Origin of the sequence: Anaeromyxobacter sp. SG64 (genome assembly GCF_022690745.1) — a bacterium.
GTDB classification, from domain to species: Bacteria; Myxococcota; Myxococcia; order Myxococcales; family Anaeromyxobacteraceae; genus Anaeromyxobacter; species Anaeromyxobacter soli.
In genome coordinates this window covers 1-19658 of sequence record NZ_JALCZB010000033.1, presented here as the reverse complement: position 1 = coordinate 19658, position 19658 = coordinate 1, and the positions used below count along the sequence as shown (strand labels likewise).

The following is a 19658-nucleotide window of genomic DNA, read 5'->3' as shown; positions in this document are numbered from 1 at the left end:
CGCTACCTCAGCTTGAGCGACATGAGCGCCACGAGGGCGAGCATGATCGACATGATCCAGAAGCGCACGATGATCTTCGGCTCCGCCCAGCCCTTGAGCTCGTAGTGGTGGTGGATGGGCGCCATGCGGAAGATGCGCTTGCCGGTGGTCCGGAAGGACCAGACCTGCAGGATGACGCTGACCGTCTCGGCGAGGAACACGCCGTGGAGGATCGCGCTCGCCACCTCGTTCTTGGTGAGCACGGCGAGCATGCCGAGGCCGCCGCCGAGCGCCAGCGAGCCGACGTCGCCCATGAACACCGACGCAGGGTACGTGTTGTACCAGAGGAAGGCGATGCTGGCGCCGAAGATGGCCGAGCAGAAGACGCCCAGCTCCTCGGCCCCCGGGATGTACGCGATGCGCAGGTACTCGGCGAGGCTGAAGCCCGCGATGGTCGCGCCCGCGACGTACGAGAGCGCGAGGAACGTCATCGACGAGACGATCGTCGGGCCGATGGCCAGGCCGTCGAGGCCGTCGGTGAGGTTCACCGCGTTCGACGTGGCGACCACGACGAAGATCATGAACGGCAGGTAGAGCGCGCCGAGCGACGGCGCGAAGAGGTGCGTCGGCACGAACGGCAGCGTGAGGTGCAGGTCGACGAGGCTGCCCACCGTGACGAACGGGAACCCGTCCACCCGGCGGAGCTGCCCGTCGGTGAGGAACCCGTAGTAGACGACGAGCACCACGAGCACCTGGAGGAGGAGCTTCTTCTTCCCGGCGAGCCCCTTCGAGTTCTTCTTGGAGATCTTGAGCCAGTCGTCCCAGAAGCCGATGGCGCCGTAGCCGAGCGTCACGAGGAGCGCCGCCCAGACGAGCCGGTTCGCGAGGTCGGCGAAGAGCAGCGTCGACACGGTGACGGCGAAGAGGATGAGCGCGCCGCCCATCGACGGCGTGCCGGCCTTCTTCTTGTGCCGCTCCGGCGTGTCCTCGCGGACGTTCGTGTGCCCGTACTGGAGCACGCGCATCCGCTCGATGAACAGCGGCCCGAAGAGGAGCCCGATGAGGAGCGCGACGAGGCCCGCCGCCACGATGCGGAACGACGGGTAGCGCAGGACGTTGAAGAGCCCGAACTGCCCGGAGAGCGGGTAGAGGAGGTGGTAGAGCATCTAGCGGAGGGCCTCGACGAGCCGCTCGAGCTTCATGCCGCGGCTGCCCTTGACGAGGAGGACGTCGTTCGACGGCGCGATCGCGGCCCGGGCCCAGCGGACGAGCGCGTCCATGTCGTCGGTGTGGAAGGTCTCGAGGCCGGCGGCGCGCGCCGCCTCGGCGGTGGCGCGGGCCCTCGGCCCGAACGCGGCGAGGAGGGAGACGCCCGCGCGGGCGGCCTCCGCGCCGAGGGCGCGGTGGGCCTCCTCCTCGAACGCGCCGAGCTCGAGCATGTCGCCGAGCACCGCCACCGGCCGGGCGTCGGGCCGCGCGAGATCGACGAGCGTGCGGAGCGCCGCGGACATCGAGGAGGGGTTCGCGTTGTAGCAGTCGTCGACGAGCCGGAGGCCCGAGGCGAGCCGGTCGAGGCGCAGGCGGCGCCCCACCGGGCGGACCGCCGCGAGCCCCTGCGCGATCTCGCGATCGCTGCAGCCGAGGGCGACGCCGGTCGCCGCGGCCGCCGCCGCGTTCGCGGCGTTGTGCGCGCCCACCAGCGCCGGGATGTGCACCTCCACCTCGCGGTTGCCGATGCCGAGCACGAAGCGGAGCCCGTCGTCCCCCTGCGAGGCGATCTCGAGCACGACGACGTCGCCGCGCCGGCCCGCCGCCGCGGCGAAGGTGAGCATCCGGTGGCCGCTCGCCTGGGCGCGCCGCAGCATGCGGGGATCGTCCGCGTTGGCGATGACGATGCCGGTCTCCGGCAGCCCCCGGTACAGCTCGGCCTTCGCGTCGGCGACCGCGTCCAGGGTGCCGAGCCCCTCGAGGTGGGCGGGCGCGGCGAGCGTCACGACCCCCACGTACGGCTCGGCGATGGCGGCGAGGCGCGTGATCTCCCCGGGGTGGCTCATCCCCATCTCGACGACTGCCGAGCGGTGCTCCGGCCCGAGGCCGAGGAGCGTCAGCGGGACGCCCACCTCGTTGTTGAGGTTGCCCTCGGTCTTCAGGGCGGGGCCGCGCGTCGCCAGGATCGCCGCGATCATCTCGCGGGTCGTGGTCTTGCCGTTCGAGCCGGTGACGCCGACGACGGGGATCTGGAACCGGCGGCGGTGGTGGCGCGCGATGGCGCCGAGCGCGGGGAGGGTGTCCGGGACCGAGAGGAGCGGCAGCGGCGCCCCGGCCGGCGCGCGGCCGTCGGCCACGACCGCGGCGACGGCGCCCTTCGCGGCCGCCTCGGCGAGGTAGGCGTGCGCGTCGAAGCGCTCGCCCACGAGGGCGACGAACAGCGCGCCCGGCGCGAGCGTGCGGGTGTCGGTCGAGACGCCGGCGACCTCCGCGGGCGGGGCGCCGATCCAGCGCCCGCCGGTCGCGGCGGCGAGCTCGTCGGAGGAGAAGTGGGGGACGGTCATTGCGTCGCCATCATGCGGTGCGGAGGGCCCTCTGGGCCTCCTCGCGGTCGGAGAAGGGGTGCTTCGTCGTGCCGACGATCTGGTAGTCCTCGTGCCCCTTGCCGGCGATGAGCACGGCGTCGCCCGCGCGCGCGAGGGACAGGGCGAGCGCGATCGCCGCGCGGCGCTCCGGCTCGACGAGGAAGCCGCGCCCGCCGCCCTGCGCCGCCGCGGTCGTGAGCCGCGGCGCGCCCGCCCGCTCGAGGCCGGGCAGCACGTCCGAGATGATCGCGTCCGGCGCCTCGGTGCGCGGGTTGTCGCTCGTGACGACGACGAGATCGGCCCCGCGGGCGGCGACCTCGCCCATGAGCGGGCGCTTGCCGCGATCGCGGTCGCCGCCGCAGCCGAAGACGCAGAGGAGCCGGCGGGGTCCGGTGGCGCGGAGCGCCTCGAGGGCGCGCGCGAGCGCGTCGTCGGTGTGGGCGTAGTCCACGAACGCCGAGATGCCGCGGCCGTCGATCCGCTCGAGCCGTCCGGGGGCGCCGGGGGAGGCGGAGAGCCCGCGCGCGATCGCCTCCGGCGGGATGCCGAGGGCGAGCGCGAGCCCGGCCGCGCAGAGGAGGTTCTCGAGGTTGTGCGCGCCGACGAGCGGGGAGCGGATCGCGATCTCCCCCTTCGGCGTCACGAAGGTCGCCGCGATGCCGGCGAGCCCCAGGGCGACGCCCTCGGCGCGGAGGGCGTCCTCGGCGCGGGTGCCGTAGCGCCAGACGCGACGCCCGGGGCCGAGCTGGTCTGCGAGCCGGGCGCCGTACGGATCGCGCGCGTTCACCACGGCCACGCCGTCGGGTGCGAGGTGCTCCGTGAAGAGCCGGCGCTTGGCGGCGAAGTACGCCTCCATGTCGCCGTGGTAGTCGAGGTGATCGCGGGTGAGGTTCGTGAAGCCGGCGGCGGCGAAGCGCATGCCGGCGACCCGCTCCTGCGCGAGCGCGTGCGAGGAGACCTCGAGCACCACCGCCCGCGCGCCGGCGTCGCGCATCTCCGCGAGCACCGCCTGGATGGCCGTCGACTCGGGGGTCGTGTGCGTCGCCGTCCGCTCGACGCCGGGGAAGCGCTGCGTGACGGTGCCGAGCAGGCCGATGGGCAGGTCCGCCGCGCGCGCGCAGGCCTCGACGAGGTAGGTGATCGTCGTCTTGCCGTTCGTGCCGGTGACGCCCGCCACGCGGAGCGCGTCGGCGGGCCGGCCGTGGAAGTTCGCGGCGGCGATGGCCATCGCGCGGCGCGACGACGGGGCGAGGAGGAGCGTGGCCGGAGCGCACGCGATCTTCCGCTCGGCGACGACGGCCACCGCCCCGCGTTCCGCCGCCTGCGCGGCGAAGTCGTGGCCGTCGTGCACCGCCCCGGGGAGGGCGAAGAACACCGCGCCCGGGACGACCTCGCGAGAGTCCCCCGTGACGCGGGCGATCTCGGGATCGCCAGCCACCTCGCCTCGCGCGCCCGTTCCCTGGATGACTGCCGAGAGCTTCATCTCACCACACCGGAATGCAAGCCGCCCTCCGGAATCTCTTCCCCTGTGCGCTCGCCCGGTTACGCGCCGGCGTGTCACCTGGGACACGCGCCACGGCGCGGCGCGGCACATCTTACAGCAACGGGCTCCGGCGCTAGTGCCCGCCCGCAAGGCTTCCGGCCATGTGGGCGCCAGGTCACCCGGTCGGCGCGAGCCGCATCCGCACCCGGGTCCCGCGCTCGACCACCTTCCCCGCCGCCGGCCACTGCTGCACGACCCTGCCGGAGCCGTCTACCTCGGCGGCGAGGTCCGCCTGCTCGAGCGACCGGATCGCCGAGCGAGCGGGCAGGCCGGCGAGCGAGGGCACGGCCACGCTCGCGCCGTCCACGGGGGCGGCCGCGCGCGCCGCCAGCTCGACGGGGGGCGGCCCCTCCGGCTCCTCCTCGACGGGAGGCGCCGCCGCGAGCGCGAGCCGCTCGGCCTCCGGTCCGCTCGCGGGCACGCCCATGAGCCGCATGGCGTCCTCCACGATCTCGCGGAACGCGGGCGCCGCGACCTCGCCGCCGTGCACGTCGCCCTTCGGCTCGTCGAGGAACACGCCCACCACCACGCGCGGCGCCTCGGCGGGAGCGAACCCGACGAAGGAGCTGAAGTGCCGGTCCGAGGCGTAGCCGCCGGAGACCGGATCGACCTTGCGCGCGGTGCCGGTCTTGCCGGCGACGCGCCACCCGGCGAGCCGCGCGCGCTTCCCGGTCCCCTTCGGATCCTCCACCACCCCCACGAGGAAGCGCGTCATCGTCTCCGCGACGTCCGGCGGCACGGCCTGCCGGACCACCTCCGGCGACGCCGCCTGGAGCACCTCGCCCGTCGCCGGATCGACGACCCGGCGCACGGCGATGGGGCGCATGAGCTTGCCGCCGTTCGCGATGGCCGCCATGCCGGCGGTGATCTGGAGGGCGTTCGCCGTCAGGCCGTGGCCGAAGCTCTGGGTCGCGAGGGCGACCTCGGAGCGCGGCGGCGGGAGCTGGCCGCGGATCTCGCCGGGGAGCCCGACGCCGGTTCGCTCGCCCAGCCCGAACGCGGCGAGCGACTCGTGGAGCCCCGCGCGCCCCAGGCGCGCGCCGATCTTGGCGGCGCCGATGTTCGAGCTCACCGCCAGGATCTTCGACGCGCCCGCCCAGCCGAGCGCCTCGTGATCGTGGATGACGTGGGCCCCGATGGCGTAGCGGCCGTTGCCGCAGTCGATGGGGTCGAGCGGGTGGAGCGCGCCGCGCGCGAGGGCGCCGGCGATGGTGAAGGTCTTCACCGTCGAGCCGGGCTCGAAGGAGTCGGTGACGACGCGATTGCGGAGCTCCGCGCCGCGCTTGGGCGCGTTCGGGTTGGAGGGGGGATAGCTCGCCATGGCGAGCACCTCGCCCGTGCGCGGGTCCATGGCGACCGCCATGCCGGAGAGCGCCTGCGAGCGCCTCACCGCCGCGCCGAGCGAACGCTCCGCGGAGAGCTGGATGCCCTGGTCGAGCGTGAGCTCGACGCGCGCGCCCTCGCGGGCCTGCCCGGCGGTGGGCGCCTGGGCGAGGACGGTCTTGCCGGCGCCGTCGCGCAGGGACGGCACCTTCGCGGGCTCGCCGCGCAGCACCTCGTCGAGCCCGAGCTCAACCCCCTCGAGCCCCTCGCCGTCGTCGCCGACGAGGCCGAGGACCTGGCTCGCGAGCTCGAGCTTCGGGTAGTAGCGGCGCGTCTCCGGGACGAGCGCGACCCCGCGCACGCGGCTCGCCTTCAGGATCGCCTCGACCTGCGCGGCCTGCGACGGCGAGATCCGCCGCGCGATCCAGACGAAGCGGCTGCCCTTGGCGAGCTTCCTGCGGACGGCGCCCGGGTCGAGCTTCAGCGCCTGGCAGACCTTCCGGAGCGCCTCGCCGCGGCCGTCCTCCTTCTCGAGGACCACGGGATCGGCGAACACCGAGCGCGCGTCGGCGCTGCCCGCGAGGAGCACGCCGGAGCGGTCGGTGATGACGCCGCGCCGCGGCTTCAGCACGAGCTGGCGCCGGTACTGGTCGACCATCTCCTCGACGAGCGCGTCCCGGCGCAGCACCTGGAGCTGGAACGCGCGGCCGGCGACGATCGCGAAGCCGGCGGCCAAGAGGGCGGCCAGAGCGCCGATCCGGACGGCGATCCAGCGGGTCGCGCGCGGATCGGGCCCCGTGCGCAACGCGCTACCTCTCGCGCGGCACGGAGCGGCCCGCCCGCAGCGGGCCCCGGAGCGCGACGCGCTCGGAGTCCGCCGCGGGCCCCGCCGCCGCCCGCCCAGCCTTCGTGGAGAGGGATGGCTCCGCCGGCCCGGATCGGTGATCCACACCGTCCACGCCCGCCCCGCCCGCGCCCGCCGAAGCGGGGCGCGGGCCTGCCGCCCACACCGGACCGGAGTCCGGCGGAGCCATGCCCAGCTTGTTCCGAGCGAACTCCTCGAGCGCGCGCGGCGCGCGGAGGGTCTCCACCTCGATGCGGAGGCGGTCGTGCTCGGAGGTGAGCTTCGTGTGCTCGGCCTGCAGCGCGCCGAGCCGGTATCCCGCCGCGACCACGCGCGTGCGGGACCAGATGTGGAAGACGCCGAGGACCACGACGAGGAGCGCCGCCGTCGCCGCCCGGGCGACGGGCAGGGCGCTCGCGCGCGCCGCGGCGCGGGGAGGGGCCGCCGGGCGGCCGCGTGCGGGGGCGCGCCTCACCGGAGCTTCTCCACGGCGCGCAGCTTCGCGCTCCTGGCGCGGGCGTTCCCCAGGACCTCGTCGTCGGACGGTACGATCGCCTTGCGCGTCACCGCCGCGAACGCCGCGCGCGCGCCGCAGGCGCACACGGGCAGGTCGGGCGGGCAGGTGCAGGCCTGGGTGAGCGCGCGGAAGCGCTCCTTCACCATCCGGTCCTCGAGCGAGTGGAAGGAGATCGCCGCGGCCCGGCCGCCGACGTTCAGCATGGCGGGGAGCCCGTCGAGCCACGCCGCGAGGGCGCCGAGCTCGTCGTTCACCGCGATGCGGAGCGCCTGGAACGTGCGGGTCGCCGGGTGGATGCGCCGCGGCCATGCCTTGCGGGGGATCGCCTTCGCGACGATCTCGGCGAGGCGCCCGGTGTCGAGCCGCTCGTCGGACTCCACGGCGCGCTTCACCGCGCGCGCGATGGGGCGGGCGAACGGCTCCTCGCCGTACTCGCGGAGGATGCGCGCGAGCTCGCGCTCGTCGATGCGCCGGAGCAGGTCCTCGAGGCGCTCGCCCTCCTCGCCCATGCGCATGTCGAGCGGGCCGGGGCGCGAGAACGAGAAGCCTCGCTCCGCCTGGTCGAGCTGGGGGGAGGAGACGCCGAGGTCCACGAGCGCGCCGTCGACGCCGGCCAGGCCCAGCGCGGAGAGCACGTTCTTCGCGTCGCGGAAGTCGGCGCGCACCGCCCGGAACGCCTCGCCCCAGCGCGCGAGGCGCGCGGTGGCGGCCGCGAGGGCGCGCGGGTCCTTGTCGAGGCCGATCACGCGCGCACCCCGCTCGAGCAGGAGCTCCGAGTGGCCGCCGCCGCCGAGCGTCCCGTCGAGCAGGAGCTTGCCCGGCTCGGGGCGCAGGATCTCGACGATCTCTCTCGGAAGTACCGAAGCATGGACGAATTCCCCGCTCACGCCGCCCGGAAGGCCGCCTCCACGTCCTCGAACAGCTCGAGGTGCCCGCCCGCGCCGCCGGCGTGGACGAGATCACGGACGTAACGGCTCGCCCCCGCCGCGCGCAGCCCGGGGATCGCCTTGAGGAGCGCCGCGCCCGCGTAGTGGAGGTGCGTCACGTTCTTGAGGTCGATGACCACGCGGCGCCCGTCGTCGCGGGCGCGCCGCGCGATCGCGGCGATCGCCGACAGCTCGTCCTTCGTGAGCTCGTCCACGCCGCGGATGATCGTCACGTCGTCCTGGTGTCTCGCCTCGAACATCGCCCGTCTCCCTTCGCCCGCTAGACCTTCCCGAAGAAGTCGACCACCTGGTCGCTCGGGATCTCCTCAGCCACCTGCTGCTCGTACGCGGCCTTGTCGTAGAGGTGGATGGTCCGGCCCATCCCCACCCAGACGACGTCCTTCGCGAGCCCCGCCCACTCGCGGAGCGCCGGCGGGACGAGGACGCGGCCGTTCGCGTCGAGGTCCACCTCGTGCGCGGAGGACACGAACTTGAGGACGCTCCGCTGCGTCCTGGCGTCGAGCGGGGAGGCGTCCATCACCTTCTTCACGAGCTCGTTCCAGACGGACTGCGGGAGCGCCTGCACCGCGCGCCAGTGCGGGTACTGCATGAGCACGATCCGCGGCTCGCCCGCCGCGGCCAGCGCCTCGCGGAACTTCACCGGGAGGCTCGTTCGCCCCTTCGCGTCGATCGCGTGGTTGAAGGTTCCGAAGAACACGGGCTGGCCGATCCTGCCGCTCTGATCCGCTGCTTGCCACTTTTTCCCACTGAATGGTCCCGATCTACGGACAACGGCCGTCGAAGTCAACGGGCGCCCGGATCGGCCGTTTCACGGGCTGGCAATGCGTTCAGCGCGCGATCGCGGCCGGTTGGTGTAGGTGTTAGCGCACACGCGACCGGCAGGCGCTCGGGTCCCGTGGGGTCGCACGAAGGCTTGCTCGGGAGGCTGGCTGCCCGGGAGTGGGAGGGCGGCGCGAGGGGCTCGGGAGGGGCCGATCTGGATCACCCGGGAGGCTCGAGCGGGGGTCGCCGGCGGCTCGTCAGGGTCGGATCGGGGGTCGAAGTCGGGGTTGGGGGTCGAGGTCGGCGGTCGCAGCCGCCAGTCGAGGTCGGGATCGGGATCGGGAATCGTCCCCGCCCCGTCCGTCCCATTGCTCCCCGCCGGGTCCCTCCGTCATCCTGCCCGACCAACCCAGCGCGAGGTCTCCATGCCTTCACTCAAAGGGAAGACGCTCTTCATCACCGGCGCGAGCCGGGGCATCGGCAAGGCGATCGGGATCGCCGCCGGGCGCGAGGGCGCGAACGTGATCGTCGCCGCGAAGTCGAGCGTCCCGAACCCGAAGCTGCCGGGGACCATCCAGGGGACCGCAAAGGAGATCGAGGCGGCCGGCGGCAAGGCGCTCGCGGTCCACTGCGACGTGCGCGACGAGGCGGAGATCGCGGCGGCGGTGAAGGCCGCGCAGGAGCGGTTCGGGGGGATCGACGTGCTCGTGAACAACGCGAGCGCGATCTTCCTCGCCGGCACGGTCGAGACGCCGATGAAGCGCTACGACCTCATGCACCAGGTGAACGCGCGCGGGACCTTCGCCTGCTCCCAGGCGTGCATCCCGCTGCTCGAGAAGAGCGCGAACCCGCACATCCTGAACCTCTCGCCGCCGCTGTCCCTGAACCCGCGCTGGTTCGCGCCGCACGTCGCCTACACGATGGCGAAGTACGGCATGAGCCTGTGCGTGCTCGGCATGGCGGAGGAGCTGCGCGAGAAGGGGATCGCCGTGAACGCGCTCTGGCCGCGCACCGTCATCGCGACCGCGGCGCTGAACCTGCTCGGCGGCGAGGACACCGCGCGCCACGGCCGCACGCCCGAGATCGTCGCCGACGCGGCGATCGCGATCCTGAAGCGCGAGAGCCGGAGCTGCACCGGCAACTTCTTCATCGACGAGGACGTGCTCCGCGAGGACGGCGTGACCGACCTCGGCAAGTACGCGGTCGAGCCGGGGCAAGAGCTGATGCCGGACCTCTTCCTGGATTGATCGGCGACCGGGCGCCGTCGCCGCCCGGCGGGCTCGGCCCGGCTCAGTCCGCCGTCGCCCCGCCCACCTCGGCCTGCGCGTGCCGCGCCTGCTCCTCCATCACCATCTGCGAGATCTCGCGCTTCAGCGCGTTGAACTCCGGCGCGGCGGGATCGCGGGGGCGGGGGAGCGTCACCGGGACGATCCGCTTCACCGTGCCGGGGCGGTAGGTCATCACCACCACCCGGTCGGCGAGGTAGATCGACTCCTCGATCCCGTGCGTCACGAAGACGATGGTCTTGCGGAGCTTCGCCCAGATGCGCAGCAGCTCGTCCTGGAGGTTCCGGCGGGTGAGCGCGTCGAGCGCGCCGAACGGCTCGTCCATGAGGAGCATGGGCGAGTCGATGGCGAGCACGCGGGCGATGGCGACGCGCTGGCGCATGCCGCCGGAGAGGTCCTTCGGGAAGCGGTCGCGGAACTCGCGCAGGTTGAGCATGCCGAGGAGCGCGTCCACCCGCTCGCGCCGCTCGCGCGCCGGCACCCTCGCCATCTCGAGCCCGAAGGCCACGTTCTTCTCGACCGTCATCCAGGGGAAGAGCGCGTACTCCTGGAACACCATCGCCCGGTCCGGGCCCGGGGCGGTGACGGCCCGGCCGTTCGCGACGATGGTCCCGGAGGTCGGCGGCGAGAAGCCGGCGATGGCGTTCAGGAGGGTGGACTTCCCGCAGCCGGACGGGCCGAGGAGGCAGACGAGCTCACCCGGCTCCACGTCGAGGTCGATGCCGTCGAGGGCCACGACCTCGCCCTCGGATCCGCTGAAGACCTTGCGGACTCCGCGCACCTGGATGGCGGGCGCGGCGCCCGCGACGGACGCGGCCATCACCCCTCCACCCCCCGGTGCCAGCGCAGCAGCCACGCGTTGAGGCTGTTCATGCCGACGTCGATGCCGAGGCCCGCGAGCCCGATGCTGATCATCCCCGCGATCACCTTGTCGGACCAGAAGTACTCGCGCGCCTCGAGGATGCGGTACCCGAGGCCGGAGTTCACCGCGATCATCTCCGCGACGATCACCACGATGAAGGCGACGCCGAACCCGATGCGGACGCCGGCGAGGATGTACGGCATCGCCGCCGGCACCATGACGCGCCAGAACAGCGTCCACTCCGAGGCGCCGAGGTTCCGCGCGGCGCGCACGTAGATGGCGTCCACGTTCCGGACCCCGGCGATGGTGTTCATGAGGATGGGGAAGAAGGCGCCGAGCGAGATGAGGAAGAAGGCGGGCGGGTTGCCGAGGCCGAACCAGAGGATCGCGAGCGGGATGTAGGCGATGGGCGGGATCGGCCGGAGGATCTGCACGAGCGGGTTCATGAGCTCGTACACGATGGGCTTCGCGCCCATGAGCAGGCCGAGCGGGAGCGCCAGCACGGCGCCCACGGCGAACCCGCCCGCGACTCGGATGAGGCTCGCGAGCGCGTCGTGCGGCAGCTCGCCGGAGAAGAGCCAGCGGAGCCGGCTCCCCTCCGCCGGGTCGTAGGGCGCGAGCGGGCGGGCGTAGTCGATCCAGCGGACGAGCACCTGCGACGGCGCGGGGAGGATGATGGGCGAGACCCAGCCCGCGCGCGAGATGCCCTCCCACGCGACGAGCACGATCGCGGGGACGAGGAGCTGGCGCGCGAGCCGGGCCGCGTGGGAGCGGGCGGTCTTCACTTTTCGGACTTGGCCTTCGCCTTCTGGAGCAGATCGAGCTTCACCCAGTCCTTCGCGCTCGGCGGGCGCTGCAGCTTGCCGACCCCGTACTTCACCATCAGGTCGGTCGTCGTCTGCACGTGCTCCACCGTGATGTCGTGCGTGAAGGGCGAGTTCGCGATCGCGTCCTTGTAGTCCTGGCTCGTGATCTGCCCCTTGAACATCTGCTCCACGACGTACTTCTCGGCGAGCTTGGGATCGGCGAGGAACTTGTTCGTCGCGTCCACGAAGCAATCGAGCACGCGCTGCGCGACGTCCGGCTTCTCCTTGTAGAGCTTCTCGGTCATCACGAGCGCGCGCACCGGCTCGCCGAGCGGCGTGTCGTACGGCTTCAGGAGCTCGCGCCCGAACCCCTTGTTGATGGCCTGCGACGACTGCGGCTCGGACTGGCACATGGCGTCGATCTGCTTCTGCATGAGCGCCTGGTTCAGGTCGGCGAACGGCAGGTAGACGAGCTGGACGTCCTTGCCCGGGCGGTCGGACCACGTGAGCCCGTGCTTCGAGAGCTCGGCGAGGAGCAGGAGCTCCTGCGCCCCGCCGCGCGCGACGCCGACCTTCTTGCCCTTCAGATCGGCCACGGACTTGATGGGCGCGTCGGTCGCGGCGACGAGCCTGGCGCCGCCCTTCGCGAAGCCGGCGACGATGTAGATCTGGCCGCCGCCGGCTCGGTTCGCGATGGCGGCGTCCGCGGCGCTCGCGGCGAGGTCCACCTCGCCCTTCACGATGGCGGGGAAGATGTCGATGCCCTTCGGAAAGACGATCTCCTCGACCTTGAGGCCGAACTTCCCGCAGTGATCCTTCATGTACGAGACCGCGCCGTAGTGCGCGAACTTGAGGTTGCCGAGGCGGACGACGTCCTCCGCGCGGGCTGACCCGGCGAGGGCGAGCGCGAGCGCGGCGAGGGCGAGACGGGGCATGGGGGATTCCTCCGGTGGGCGTATCGGGCGCAGCTCCGCAGGCACCGACGTGGGGCGTACATGCTGGCTTACGCCGCGAGCGAGGCCCTCGCCGGTCCCCCATGGGGCGCCCGGGCGGGCGGCGGCTCCGCGCCGGGCACGACGCGCCGCGCAATCAGCCCTGCTCGGCTCGCGCGGTCGTGGGCGCCGGCGTCGGGCGCGCCTCGACGCGCCCGGCCTCCCCGCTCCGGAGGAGCGCGAGCCGGTACACGGCGGGCGCCACGATCTCGTTCATCGCCACGACCCCGAGCGCCACCGCCGAGGCCTCGCCCCCGAACTCCGGGAACGCCCGCGCGAAGAGGAGCGCGAGCGCGAGCGCGACCCCGGCCTGCGGCAAGAGCCCGAACGGCGCCCAGCGGGCCACCTCCGGCGGCGCGCCCGCCGCGCGCGCGCCCATCCGTCCGGCGATGAGCAGCGAGGCCGCCCGCACCGCCACGATCGCGAGCACCGGCAGCGCGACCGGCGGGACCGCCGAGAGGTGCAGCTTCGCGCCGGTGACGGCGAAGAAGATGACGTACACCGGCAGGGACGCCCCCGAGACGAGCTCGTGCAGCTCGTCCCCGTGCCGCGTGAGGTTGCGCACGAGGACGCCCGCGGTGAGGGAGACGAGGAGCGGGTCGAACCCGATGCGCTGGCCCACCTCGGCGACCACGAAGGCGGCGGCGAGCACGAAGAGCGTCGCGCCCCGCCGGACCCAGCGCAGGTAGGCGGCGAGGAGCGCCGCGAGGACGAACCCCGCCACGATCGAGCCGAGGAGCTCCCAGGCGATGTGCCCGACCGCGGCGCTCGCCCCGCCCGCGACCCCGAGCGCCGCCTTCGCGGCCGCGGAGGCGAGGGCGAAGAGCACGATGACGAACAGGTCCGCGAGGACCACCACCCCGAGCACGACGCGCGTCACGGGGCCGTCCGCGCGGAGCTCGTCCGAGAGCGCGACCACCACCGCCGGGGACTGGGCGACGAGCACCACGCCGAGCACGAGCGCGACCGCGGCGGCCTGGAGGGCCGGCAGCGCGGAGAGGAACGGGAGCTGACCGCGCAGGAGGAGCAGGGTCGCGGCGATGGCGAGCGCGCCCCCGACGACGCCCATCGCGGTGGTGATCCCGATGGTGCGCGCGAGCGGCCGGATGCGGGCGAGGCGCAGCTCCGTCCCGGCGGTGAGGGCGATGAGCGACACCGCCACCCCGTTCACGATCTGGAGGTTCTCGACGACGGCCGAGTCGAGGAACCCGAGCACGGACGGGCCGACCACGACGCCCGCCGCGATGTAGCCGGTGAGCTTCGGGAGCCGCACCGCGGCGAAGATCCGGCCGGAGAGGAAGGCGGTGAGGAGCAGGTAGCCGAAGCCGAGGGAGGTCCCCGCGGGCGGGGCGCCGCCCGTCGAGAACGTGCGCGCCGCGTGCATGAGGCCGGCGAGGAGGGCGAGGAGGACCGCGTCGATCACGGCGTCGGCTCCCCGCGCGGCTCGGGGGCGGGCGCGATCCGGCCCCGCCCGAACGTGTGGACGAGCGCCTCGGTGGCGAGCGCGCCGCCCACGACCGCCACCACCGCGTCGGCGATGGAGCCGCCGGGATAGAGGAGCTGCGCGTTCACGACGATGGCGATCGCGAGCGACCCGACCGGCGCCACGATGACGACGCGGCGGGCACCCGCGTCGAGGTCGAGCGCGCCCATGCGCACCGCCACCCTCGCGCCGGCCCAGCGCCCCAGCAAGCGCGCGCCGACGAACACCGGGATGAGGAGCCAGCCGGTGACCGACCGGGTGGGCCAGAGCGCGCCGAGGATGACGAGGAGCACGAGGTAGACCGGGCGCTCGAGCAGGTCGAGCACGGCGCGGAAGCGCGCCTGGTGCTTCCCCGGGAAGTTCGCGAGGATCACGCCGGCCACGAAGCAGACCACCACCGACGAGAGGTGCAGGTAGCCCGCGAGGCCCGACGAGAAGGCGACCGAGCCGAGCGTCAGCACGGAGAACTCGGGCCCGCTCCGCGCCCGGCGCAGCAGGACGAGGACGACGAGGCCGAGCAGCGTGCCCGCGCCGGCGGTGAGCATGAGCCACGCCGTCCCGGGGAGCCGCCAGGTCACGGCGTCCCCCTGCGGGCGGAAGTACGCCGCGACGAGGGCGAGCCCGAGGATGCCGGCGATCTCCTCGAGCCGGACGATCCGGCCGAGGACCGCGACGGCGGCCGGCGGCGTGCGAGCAGGCAGGAGGTGCGGGACCGTCGCGGCCGTCATCGAGGCGGCCGTGCCGAGGACGAGCGCGTCGCGCAGGAACACCGGGTCGCGGAGCCGCTCCGCGAGCGGGCCGGCCGGCAGGAGCACCGCGGCTGCGCCGGCGACGACCGCGGCGAACGGCAGCGAGCTGAGCAGCGCGGCCGACGCGACCGCTCGCTCGTCGGTGCCAGAGAGCTCCCGCGCGTCGAGCCGGAACCCCACGATGAAGCCGATCCAGCCGAGGCCGAGCCGCAGCACCGGGGCGAGCTGGGCGAGCACGTCGTCCGACAGCACGGCGAACGGCGGCGCGCGGGCGATCATCCCGAGCGCGATGAAGGGGAGCCCGGCGGCCACGAGCTGCGAGACGCGGATGCGCCGCTCCCAGCGCACCACGGCCGGGTGCGCCGCCGCGTAGGCGAGGGCGACGAGCAGCGCGAGCCCGATGATGGTGCGGATGACCACCGCCGGCCGCTGCGGCGGCGTGACCGCCTCGGGTCGCTCGGGCGACTCGAGCACCGGCGCGAGCGACGGGTTCGGCGCCGCGGGCGGGAGGGCCCGCGGCGGGGGACGGTCGGGCGTCGGCTCGTGGGGAGCGAAGTCGAGGCGCGGGAAGGCCGGATCGGCGGGGGCGTCCGCGGGGGCGGGGAGCGGGGTCGGAGTCGCGGTCGCGTCCTGGGCCTGCGTCGGGGCCGGGGCCGGGGCCGGCGTCGCCGTCGATACGGAGCCTGGTTGCGCGCGCGGCTCCGCGGCCACGGCCGGAGCGGCCGAGGCGACGAGGAGGCAGGCGGCGAGCGTGGCCGCGGCGAGGCGCGCGCCGCCCGGGAGCATGCGGCCGGGCAAAGCTAGAGCTTCACCTTCGGGAGGTTCGCGAGCGAGGCCGCGACCTTCTCGGCGGGGTACTCGGCGTCCTCGAGCCGCCCCGCGAAGTAGTCGTCGTAGGCCGCCATGTCGACGTGCCCGTGGCCGGAGAGGTTGAAGAGGATCACCCGCTCCTTGCCCTCCTCCTTCGCCCGGAGCGCCTCGTCCACGGCGCCCCGGATCGCGTGCGACGACTCGGGCGCCGGGATGATCGCCTCGGTCCGCGCGAAGAGGGTGGCGGCCTCGAAGCAGCCGAGCTGGCCGACCGCGCGCGCCTCGACGATCCCGTGGTGGACGAGCTGCGACACGAGGGGCGACGCGCCGTGGTAGCGCAGGCCGCCGGCGTGGATGCCGGGCGGCATGAAGTCGTGACCCAGGGTGTACATCTTGGTGATGGGCGCCATCCGGGCGGTGTCGCCGTAGTCGAAGGCGTAGACGCCCTTCGTGAGCGTCGGGCAGGACGACGGCTCGACCGCGACGATGCGGACCTGCTTGCCGGCGGCCTTGTCGGCGACGAAGGGGAACCCCACGCCGGCGAAGTTCGAGCCGCCGCCGTGCGCGGCGACGATGACGTCGGGGTAGTCGCCGGCGAGGGCGAGCTGCTCCTTCGCCTCGAGCCCGATCACCGTCTGGTGCAGGCAGACGTGGTTCAGCACGCTGCCGAGCGCGTAGCGGGTGTCCTCCCGCGAGACGGCGTCCTCGACCGCCTCCGAGATGGCGATCCCGAGCGACCCGGGGCTCTCCGGGTCCTGCGCGAGGATGGCGCGCCCGGCGGCGGTGCGGGGGGAGGGCGAGGGCACCACCTCCGCGCCCCAGAGCTGCATCATGCTCTTCCGGTAGGGCTTCTGCTGGAACGAAACCTTCACCATGTAGACGGTGCACTCGAGCCCGAACATCCGGCACGCGAGCGCCATCGAGCTGCCCCACTGGCCGGCGCCGGTCTCGGTGGCGATCCGCTTCGTGCCCGCGAGCTTGTTGTAGTAGGCCTGCGGCACGGCGGTGTTCGGCTTGTGCGAGCCCGCCGGTGAGACGCCCTCGTACTTGTAGTAGATGCGCGCGGGGGTCCCGAGCGCCGCCTCGAGCCGGTGGGCGCGGAAGAGCGGCGAGGGGCGCCACAGCGCGTAGATCCGCCGGACCTCCTCGGGGATGGGGATCCACCGCTCGCCCGACATCTCCTGCTCGAGGACCGCCGGCGGGAAGAGCGGGAGCATGTCCGCGGGCGTCACGGGCGCGCCGGTGCCGGGGTGGAGCACGGGCGCCGGGGGCGCGGGGAGGTCCGCCACCACGTTGTACCAGTGGGTGGGGATGCGGTCCTCGCCGAGCAGGTACTTGGTCTGCTGCATGGGTCTCCTCGAGGAAAAAAAGAGGCCGATTAGCGCAGGTGGAGGCGCAGCGCGTCAAGAGCCCGGGCTCCGGGGCGGCGGGAGAGCGCCCGGTCGTTCGCGCGAGCGGGGCCGGTCAGGCCATCACCTCGCCGCCGTCCACGTGGATCGCCTGCCCGGTGATGGCGCCGTTCGACGCGAGGAGCACGGCGACGTCCGCGACCTCCTCCGGCAGGGCGGCGCGGCCGAGCGGGTTCTCGCGCAGCATCGCCTCGCGTGCCTCCGCCTCGCTCCGCCCGGTGGCGATCGCCACGTCGTGCGCCGCCTCCTGCATCATCCGCGTCTCGGTCCAGCTCGGGCAGATCGCGTTCGCCGTGACGCCCTTGCGCGCGCCCTCGAGCGCGAGGCTGCGGGTGAGCCCGATGAGCCCGTGCTTCGCCGCCGCGTAGGCCGCTCCGTACTTGAGGCCGATCTTGCCGGCGACCGAGGCGACGTTGATCACGCGGCCGAAGCGGCGCTCGTACATGCCGGGCAGGCAGGCGCGGGTGAGCACGAAGGGCGCGGTGAGGTCCACGGCGAGGATGCCGTCCCACTGCGCGTCGTCGAGCCGCTGCAGCGGCGCGCTGCCGTGGATGCCGGCGTTGTTCACGAGCAGGTCGACCGGCCCGAGCTGCGCCTCGACCTCCCGCGGCGCCGCCGCCACGCGCGCGCGGTCGGACACGTCGAGGGGGAAGAAGTGCGTCCGCCGGCCCAGCGCGGCGATCTCCGCCGCGACCGCCTCGATCTCGGGCACGGTCCGGGCGGCCACCGCGACGTCTGCGCCCGCGCGCGCGAGCGCGATCGCGATCGCCCGCCCGATGCCCCGTCCGCCGCCGGTCACGAGCGCGACCCGTCCTTGCAGGGACTGCATGCTGCCTCCTCGGTGTGAGGTGTGAGGGAACCTTCGGACGATATCGGCGGGCGGGCGCCGCTCGCAACGAGCCGGCTCGAACTTCGCGGCCCAGAGGGCTCCCGTGACCGGCGCGCACGTCGCACCCGGTGCGAGCATCGCCCACCCCTCCCGCCCGGCCGAAGAGCGTCCCGAGACCCCATGACGCCCGAGAAGGGTTCACCCGTAGCGCGTGCCACGTTCGCCCTATCGAGCGATGATGCCTCGACAGTCCGGAGGCACCGTGAACGACGACATCCGCTCCCGCTCGATCCCCCTCGCCGCCGCCAGCTCCGGGGAGTCCGCCGCCGTGGCCGTCCCGCGGGTGCTCGTCGTCGAGGACAACACGCTCGTCGCGTCGATGTACGAGGCCGCGCTGCGGCGGCTCTCGAGCGCCGACCGGCGACCGCTCGCCATCGAGCGCGCGCGCGACGGCGGCGAGGCGCTCGCGCGCCTCCTGCGCGCGCCGACGGTGGACCTCGTCGTCACCGACGTCTTCATGCCGACGATGTCCGGCGTGGCGCTCGTCGAGCGGATCCGCGCCGCGCCGTTGCTCGCCGCGCTCCCCGTCATCGCGGCCTCGAGCGGTGGCGCGAGCGAGGAGGCGCGGCTCGCCGCGCTCGGCGTGGCGCGCTTCCTGCGAAAGCCCGTGAGCTACGAGGCGCTCGCCGACGCGGTGCGCGAGGCGCTGCGCGCGCCCGCTTCCCCCGCGGGGGCCACGAGCTCCGCGGGGTTGACGTCGCGCGAGCCGATGGCCATCCATCGACTACACGCGATACCGGTCTCACGCCGGTAAACCGAGGAGTGGTCGCCCCCGGTACCATCGCTGCAAGGGTCCGCCTTCGCGCGGACCCTTTTCATTTGCGGCGAGCGCGCCGAGCACCTCGCCGCCCGCCTCGACCTCCGCGCGGGTTGCCGGATGCGTGCCTCCGGGCTAACGTCGCGCGTCCCTCACGGCTGGCGAGCGGAGAGCGCATGACGTCACGGATTCACACCGCTGTGATGGAGTAGCCGATGGCGCCTCGCGTACGCGCCGAGGATCACGGCCCGGTCCGCGTCCTCGTCCTCGACAACGCGGCGAAGCGGAACGCGCTCGACTTCCAGGCGCTGGAGGAGCTCGAGGCCGCGTGCGTCGCGGCGTCGGACGGCGGCGTGCGCTGCCTCGTCTTGCGCGGCGCCGGCGAGGAGGCCTTCTCCTCCGGCTTCGACCTCGCCGAGATCTCGCTCACCTCGGCGCGCGGCGAGCGGCCCGACGAGGCGGTCGAGCGCACCGCCGCGGCGCTCGACGCGGTGCCGTGCCCGACGGTGGCGTTCCTGAACGGCGGCGCGTTCGGCGGCGGGTTCGAGCTCGCGGTCACCTGCGACCTGCGCGTCGCGCGCGCGGGGGTGAAGCTCGGGATGCCGCCCGCGAAGCTGGGCGTCGTGTACCCGGAGGGCGGCCTGCGGCGCTTCGCCGATCTCGTCGGGGCGGCGCGCACGCGCGAGCTGTTCTTCACGGGGCGCCCGATCGACGCCGAGACCGCGCTCGCCTGGGGGATCGTGAACCGCGTCGCGTCGGCGGAGGCGGCCGAGGGGGACGCGCTCGCGCTCGCCGCCGACATCGCGGCCAACGCGCCGCTGGCGGTGCGGGGCATGAAGCGGATCCTCCGGCTCCTCGAGGGCGCGCACGAGCGCGGGCTCTCGGACCCGGAGCGCGGGGAGATCGCGGACCTCAGGCGGCGCGCCTTCGAGAGCGCGGACATGCGCGAGGGGCGGGCCGCCTGGCAGGAGCGGCGCCGGCCGCGCTTCAGGGGCGAGTGAGCGCCGCGGGCGGCGCGGGGGGAGCGGTCGCGGTCCCGATGGCGTACCCCGCGGCCGCACCGAGCAGGAGCGCGGCGAGGCCCGCGACGAGGGCGCGCCGGGCGATCGCGCCCGCGCCGTCTCCCG

The 19658-nt window shown here is 74.1% G+C and carries 18 protein-coding genes; 3 read left to right on the top strand and 15 right to left on the bottom strand.

The window, feature by feature from the left end:
• Positions 1-2 precede the first annotated feature (2 nt).
• The 8 genes from mraY to MNZ29_RS11880 form a co-directional block, all read right to left on the bottom strand.
• Positions 3-1145 (bottom strand): phospho-N-acetylmuramoyl-pentapeptide-transferase, encoded by a 1143-nt coding sequence (mraY, locus tag MNZ29_RS11915; RefSeq protein ID WP_242339153.1) that lies wholly within the window; start codon positions 1143-1145, stop codon positions 3-5.
• Positions 1146-2531 carry a UDP-N-acetylmuramoyl-tripeptide--D-alanyl-D-alanine ligase gene (murF, locus tag MNZ29_RS11910; RefSeq protein ID WP_242339151.1) on the bottom strand — a complete coding sequence of 462 codons (1386 nt, stop codon included), beginning with the start codon at positions 2529-2531 and terminating at the stop codon, positions 1146-1148.
• 10 nt (positions 2532-2541) lie between these two features.
• Entirely contained in the window at positions 2542-4035 is a 1494-nt protein-coding gene (locus MNZ29_RS11905; RefSeq protein WP_242339149.1) for a UDP-N-acetylmuramoyl-L-alanyl-D-glutamate--2,6-diaminopimelate ligase, read from the bottom strand.
• A gap of 175 nt (positions 4036-4210) precedes the next feature.
• On the bottom strand, positions 4211-6223 hold the full coding sequence (locus MNZ29_RS11900) for a penicillin-binding protein (RefSeq protein ID WP_242339146.1): 2013 nt from the start codon (positions 6221-6223) through the stop codon (positions 4211-4213).
• A 4-nt stretch (positions 6224-6227) separates the two neighbouring features.
• Positions 6228-6737 (bottom strand): cell division protein FtsL, encoded by a 510-nt coding sequence (locus MNZ29_RS11895; protein WP_242339144.1) that lies wholly within the window; start codon positions 6735-6737, stop codon positions 6228-6230.
• Positions 6734-7666 (bottom strand): 16S rRNA (cytosine(1402)-N(4))-methyltransferase RsmH, encoded by a 933-nt coding sequence (gene rsmH, locus MNZ29_RS11890; RefSeq protein ID WP_242339141.1) that lies wholly within the window; start codon positions 7664-7666, stop codon positions 6734-6736. Before rsmH ends, MNZ29_RS11895 begins: the two co-directional genes overlap by 4 nt.
• Complete coding sequence (locus tag MNZ29_RS11885; RefSeq protein WP_242339138.1) at positions 7663-7965, bottom strand: anti-anti-sigma factor; 303 nt, start codon at positions 7963-7965, stop codon at positions 7663-7665. Before MNZ29_RS11885 ends, rsmH begins: the two co-directional genes overlap by 4 nt.
• Positions 7966-7985: 20 nt before the next feature.
• The gene (locus MNZ29_RS11880; protein ID WP_242339135.1) at positions 7986-8423 is read right to left on the bottom strand and encodes a division/cell wall cluster transcriptional repressor MraZ; all 438 of its coding nucleotides are present in this window, start codon (positions 8421-8423) and stop codon (positions 7986-7988) included.
• Between the two features lie 490 nt (positions 8424-8913).
• Here MNZ29_RS11880 and MNZ29_RS11875 point away from each other — a divergent pair, with 490 nt between their 5' ends.
• Positions 8914-9735 (top strand): NAD(P)-dependent oxidoreductase, encoded by an 822-nt coding sequence (locus MNZ29_RS11875; RefSeq protein WP_242339132.1) that lies wholly within the window; start codon positions 8914-8916, stop codon positions 9733-9735.
• Positions 9736-9778: 43 nt separating this feature from the next.
• Here the strand turns inward: MNZ29_RS11875 and MNZ29_RS11870 are convergent, their stop codons facing one another.
• The 7 genes from MNZ29_RS11870 to MNZ29_RS11840 form a co-directional block, all read right to left on the bottom strand.
• Positions 9779-10594 carry an ABC transporter ATP-binding protein gene (locus MNZ29_RS11870; protein ID WP_242339130.1) on the bottom strand — a complete coding sequence of 272 codons (816 nt, stop codon included), beginning with the start codon at positions 10592-10594 and terminating at the stop codon, positions 9779-9781.
• On the bottom strand, positions 10594-11421 hold the full coding sequence (locus MNZ29_RS24950; RefSeq protein ID WP_242339128.1) for an ABC transporter permease: 828 nt from the start codon (positions 11419-11421) through the stop codon (positions 10594-10596). Before MNZ29_RS24950 ends, MNZ29_RS11870 begins: the two co-directional genes overlap by 1 nt.
• Positions 11418-12377, bottom strand: a complete 960-nt coding sequence (locus MNZ29_RS11860; RefSeq protein ID WP_242339126.1) for an ABC transporter substrate-binding protein — start codon at positions 12375-12377, stop codon at positions 11418-11420. Before MNZ29_RS11860 ends, MNZ29_RS24950 begins: the two co-directional genes overlap by 4 nt.
• Before the next feature lie 154 nt (positions 12378-12531).
• Positions 12532-13857, bottom strand: a complete 1326-nt coding sequence (locus tag MNZ29_RS11855; protein ID WP_242339124.1) for a cation:proton antiporter — start codon at positions 13855-13857, stop codon at positions 12532-12534.
• Positions 13854-15452, bottom strand: coding sequence for a cation:proton antiporter (locus MNZ29_RS11850; RefSeq protein ID WP_242355358.1), 1599 nt, complete (start codon positions 15450-15452; stop codon positions 13854-13856). The genes MNZ29_RS11855 and MNZ29_RS11850 overlap by 4 nt, the downstream gene beginning before the upstream one ends.
• Before the next feature lie 14 nt (positions 15453-15466).
• A complete protein-coding gene (locus tag MNZ29_RS11845; RefSeq protein ID WP_242339120.1) occupies positions 15467-16825 on the bottom strand; it encodes a TrpB-like pyridoxal phosphate-dependent enzyme in 1359 nt (452 codons plus the stop codon).
• Positions 16826-16940: 115 nt separating this feature from the next.
• Positions 16941-17714: an SDR family NAD(P)-dependent oxidoreductase gene (locus tag MNZ29_RS11840; protein ID WP_242339118.1), complete on the bottom strand. Its 774-nt coding sequence runs from the start codon at positions 17712-17714 to the stop codon at positions 16941-16943.
• A gap of 262 nt (positions 17715-17976) precedes the next feature.
• Between MNZ29_RS11840 and MNZ29_RS11835 the strand changes: the two genes are divergently transcribed.
• Both MNZ29_RS11835 and MNZ29_RS11830 read left to right on the top strand, forming a co-directional pair.
• Positions 17977-18528 (top strand): response regulator, encoded by a 552-nt coding sequence (locus tag MNZ29_RS11835; protein WP_242339116.1) that lies wholly within the window; start codon positions 17977-17979, stop codon positions 18526-18528.
• A 218-nt stretch (positions 18529-18746) separates the two neighbouring features.
• Entirely contained in the window at positions 18747-19532 is a 786-nt protein-coding gene (locus MNZ29_RS11830; RefSeq protein WP_242339114.1) for an enoyl-CoA hydratase-related protein, read from the top strand.
• Positions 19533-19658: the final 126 nt, after the last annotated feature.

What these genes read in the sequence shown, in the direction of transcription:
- mraY (WP_242339153.1), bottom strand. Translation starts at nt 1,145, where the DNA reads ATGCTCTACCACCTCCTCTACCCGCTCTCCGGGCAGTTCGGGCTCTTC.
- murF (WP_242339151.1), bottom strand. Translation starts at nt 2,531, where the DNA reads ATGACCGTCCCCCACTTCTCCTCCGACGAGCTCGCCGCCGCGACCGGC.
- MNZ29_RS11905 (WP_242339149.1), bottom strand. Translation starts at nt 4,035, where the DNA reads ATGAAGCTCTCGGCAGTCATCCAGGGAACGGGCGCGCGAGGCGAGGTG.
- MNZ29_RS11885 (WP_242339138.1), bottom strand. Translation starts at nt 7,965, where the DNA reads ATGTTCGAGGCGAGACACCAGGACGACGTGACGATCATCCGCGGCGTG.
- MNZ29_RS11875 (WP_242339132.1), top strand. Translation starts at nt 8,914, where the DNA reads ATGCCTTCACTCAAAGGGAAGACGCTCTTCATCACCGGCGCGAGCCGG.
- MNZ29_RS11870 (WP_242339130.1), bottom strand. Translation starts at nt 10,594, where the DNA reads ATGGCCGCGTCCGTCGCGGGCGCCGCGCCCGCCATCCAGGTGCGCGGA.
- MNZ29_RS11860 (WP_242339126.1), bottom strand. Translation starts at nt 12,377, where the DNA reads ATGCCCCGTCTCGCCCTCGCCGCGCTCGCGCTCGCCCTCGCCGGGTCA.
- MNZ29_RS11850 (WP_242355358.1), bottom strand. Translation starts at nt 15,452, where the DNA reads ATGCTCCCGGGCGGCGCGCGCCTCGCCGCGGCCACGCTCGCCGCCTGC.
- MNZ29_RS11845 (WP_242339120.1), bottom strand. Translation starts at nt 16,825, where the DNA reads ATGCAGCAGACCAAGTACCTGCTCGGCGAGGACCGCATCCCCACCCAC.
- MNZ29_RS11840 (WP_242339118.1), bottom strand. Translation starts at nt 17,714, where the DNA reads ATGCAGTCCCTGCAAGGACGGGTCGCGCTCGTGACCGGCGGCGGACGG.
- MNZ29_RS11830 (WP_242339114.1), top strand. Translation starts at nt 18,747, where the DNA reads ATGGCGCCTCGCGTACGCGCCGAGGATCACGGCCCGGTCCGCGTCCTC.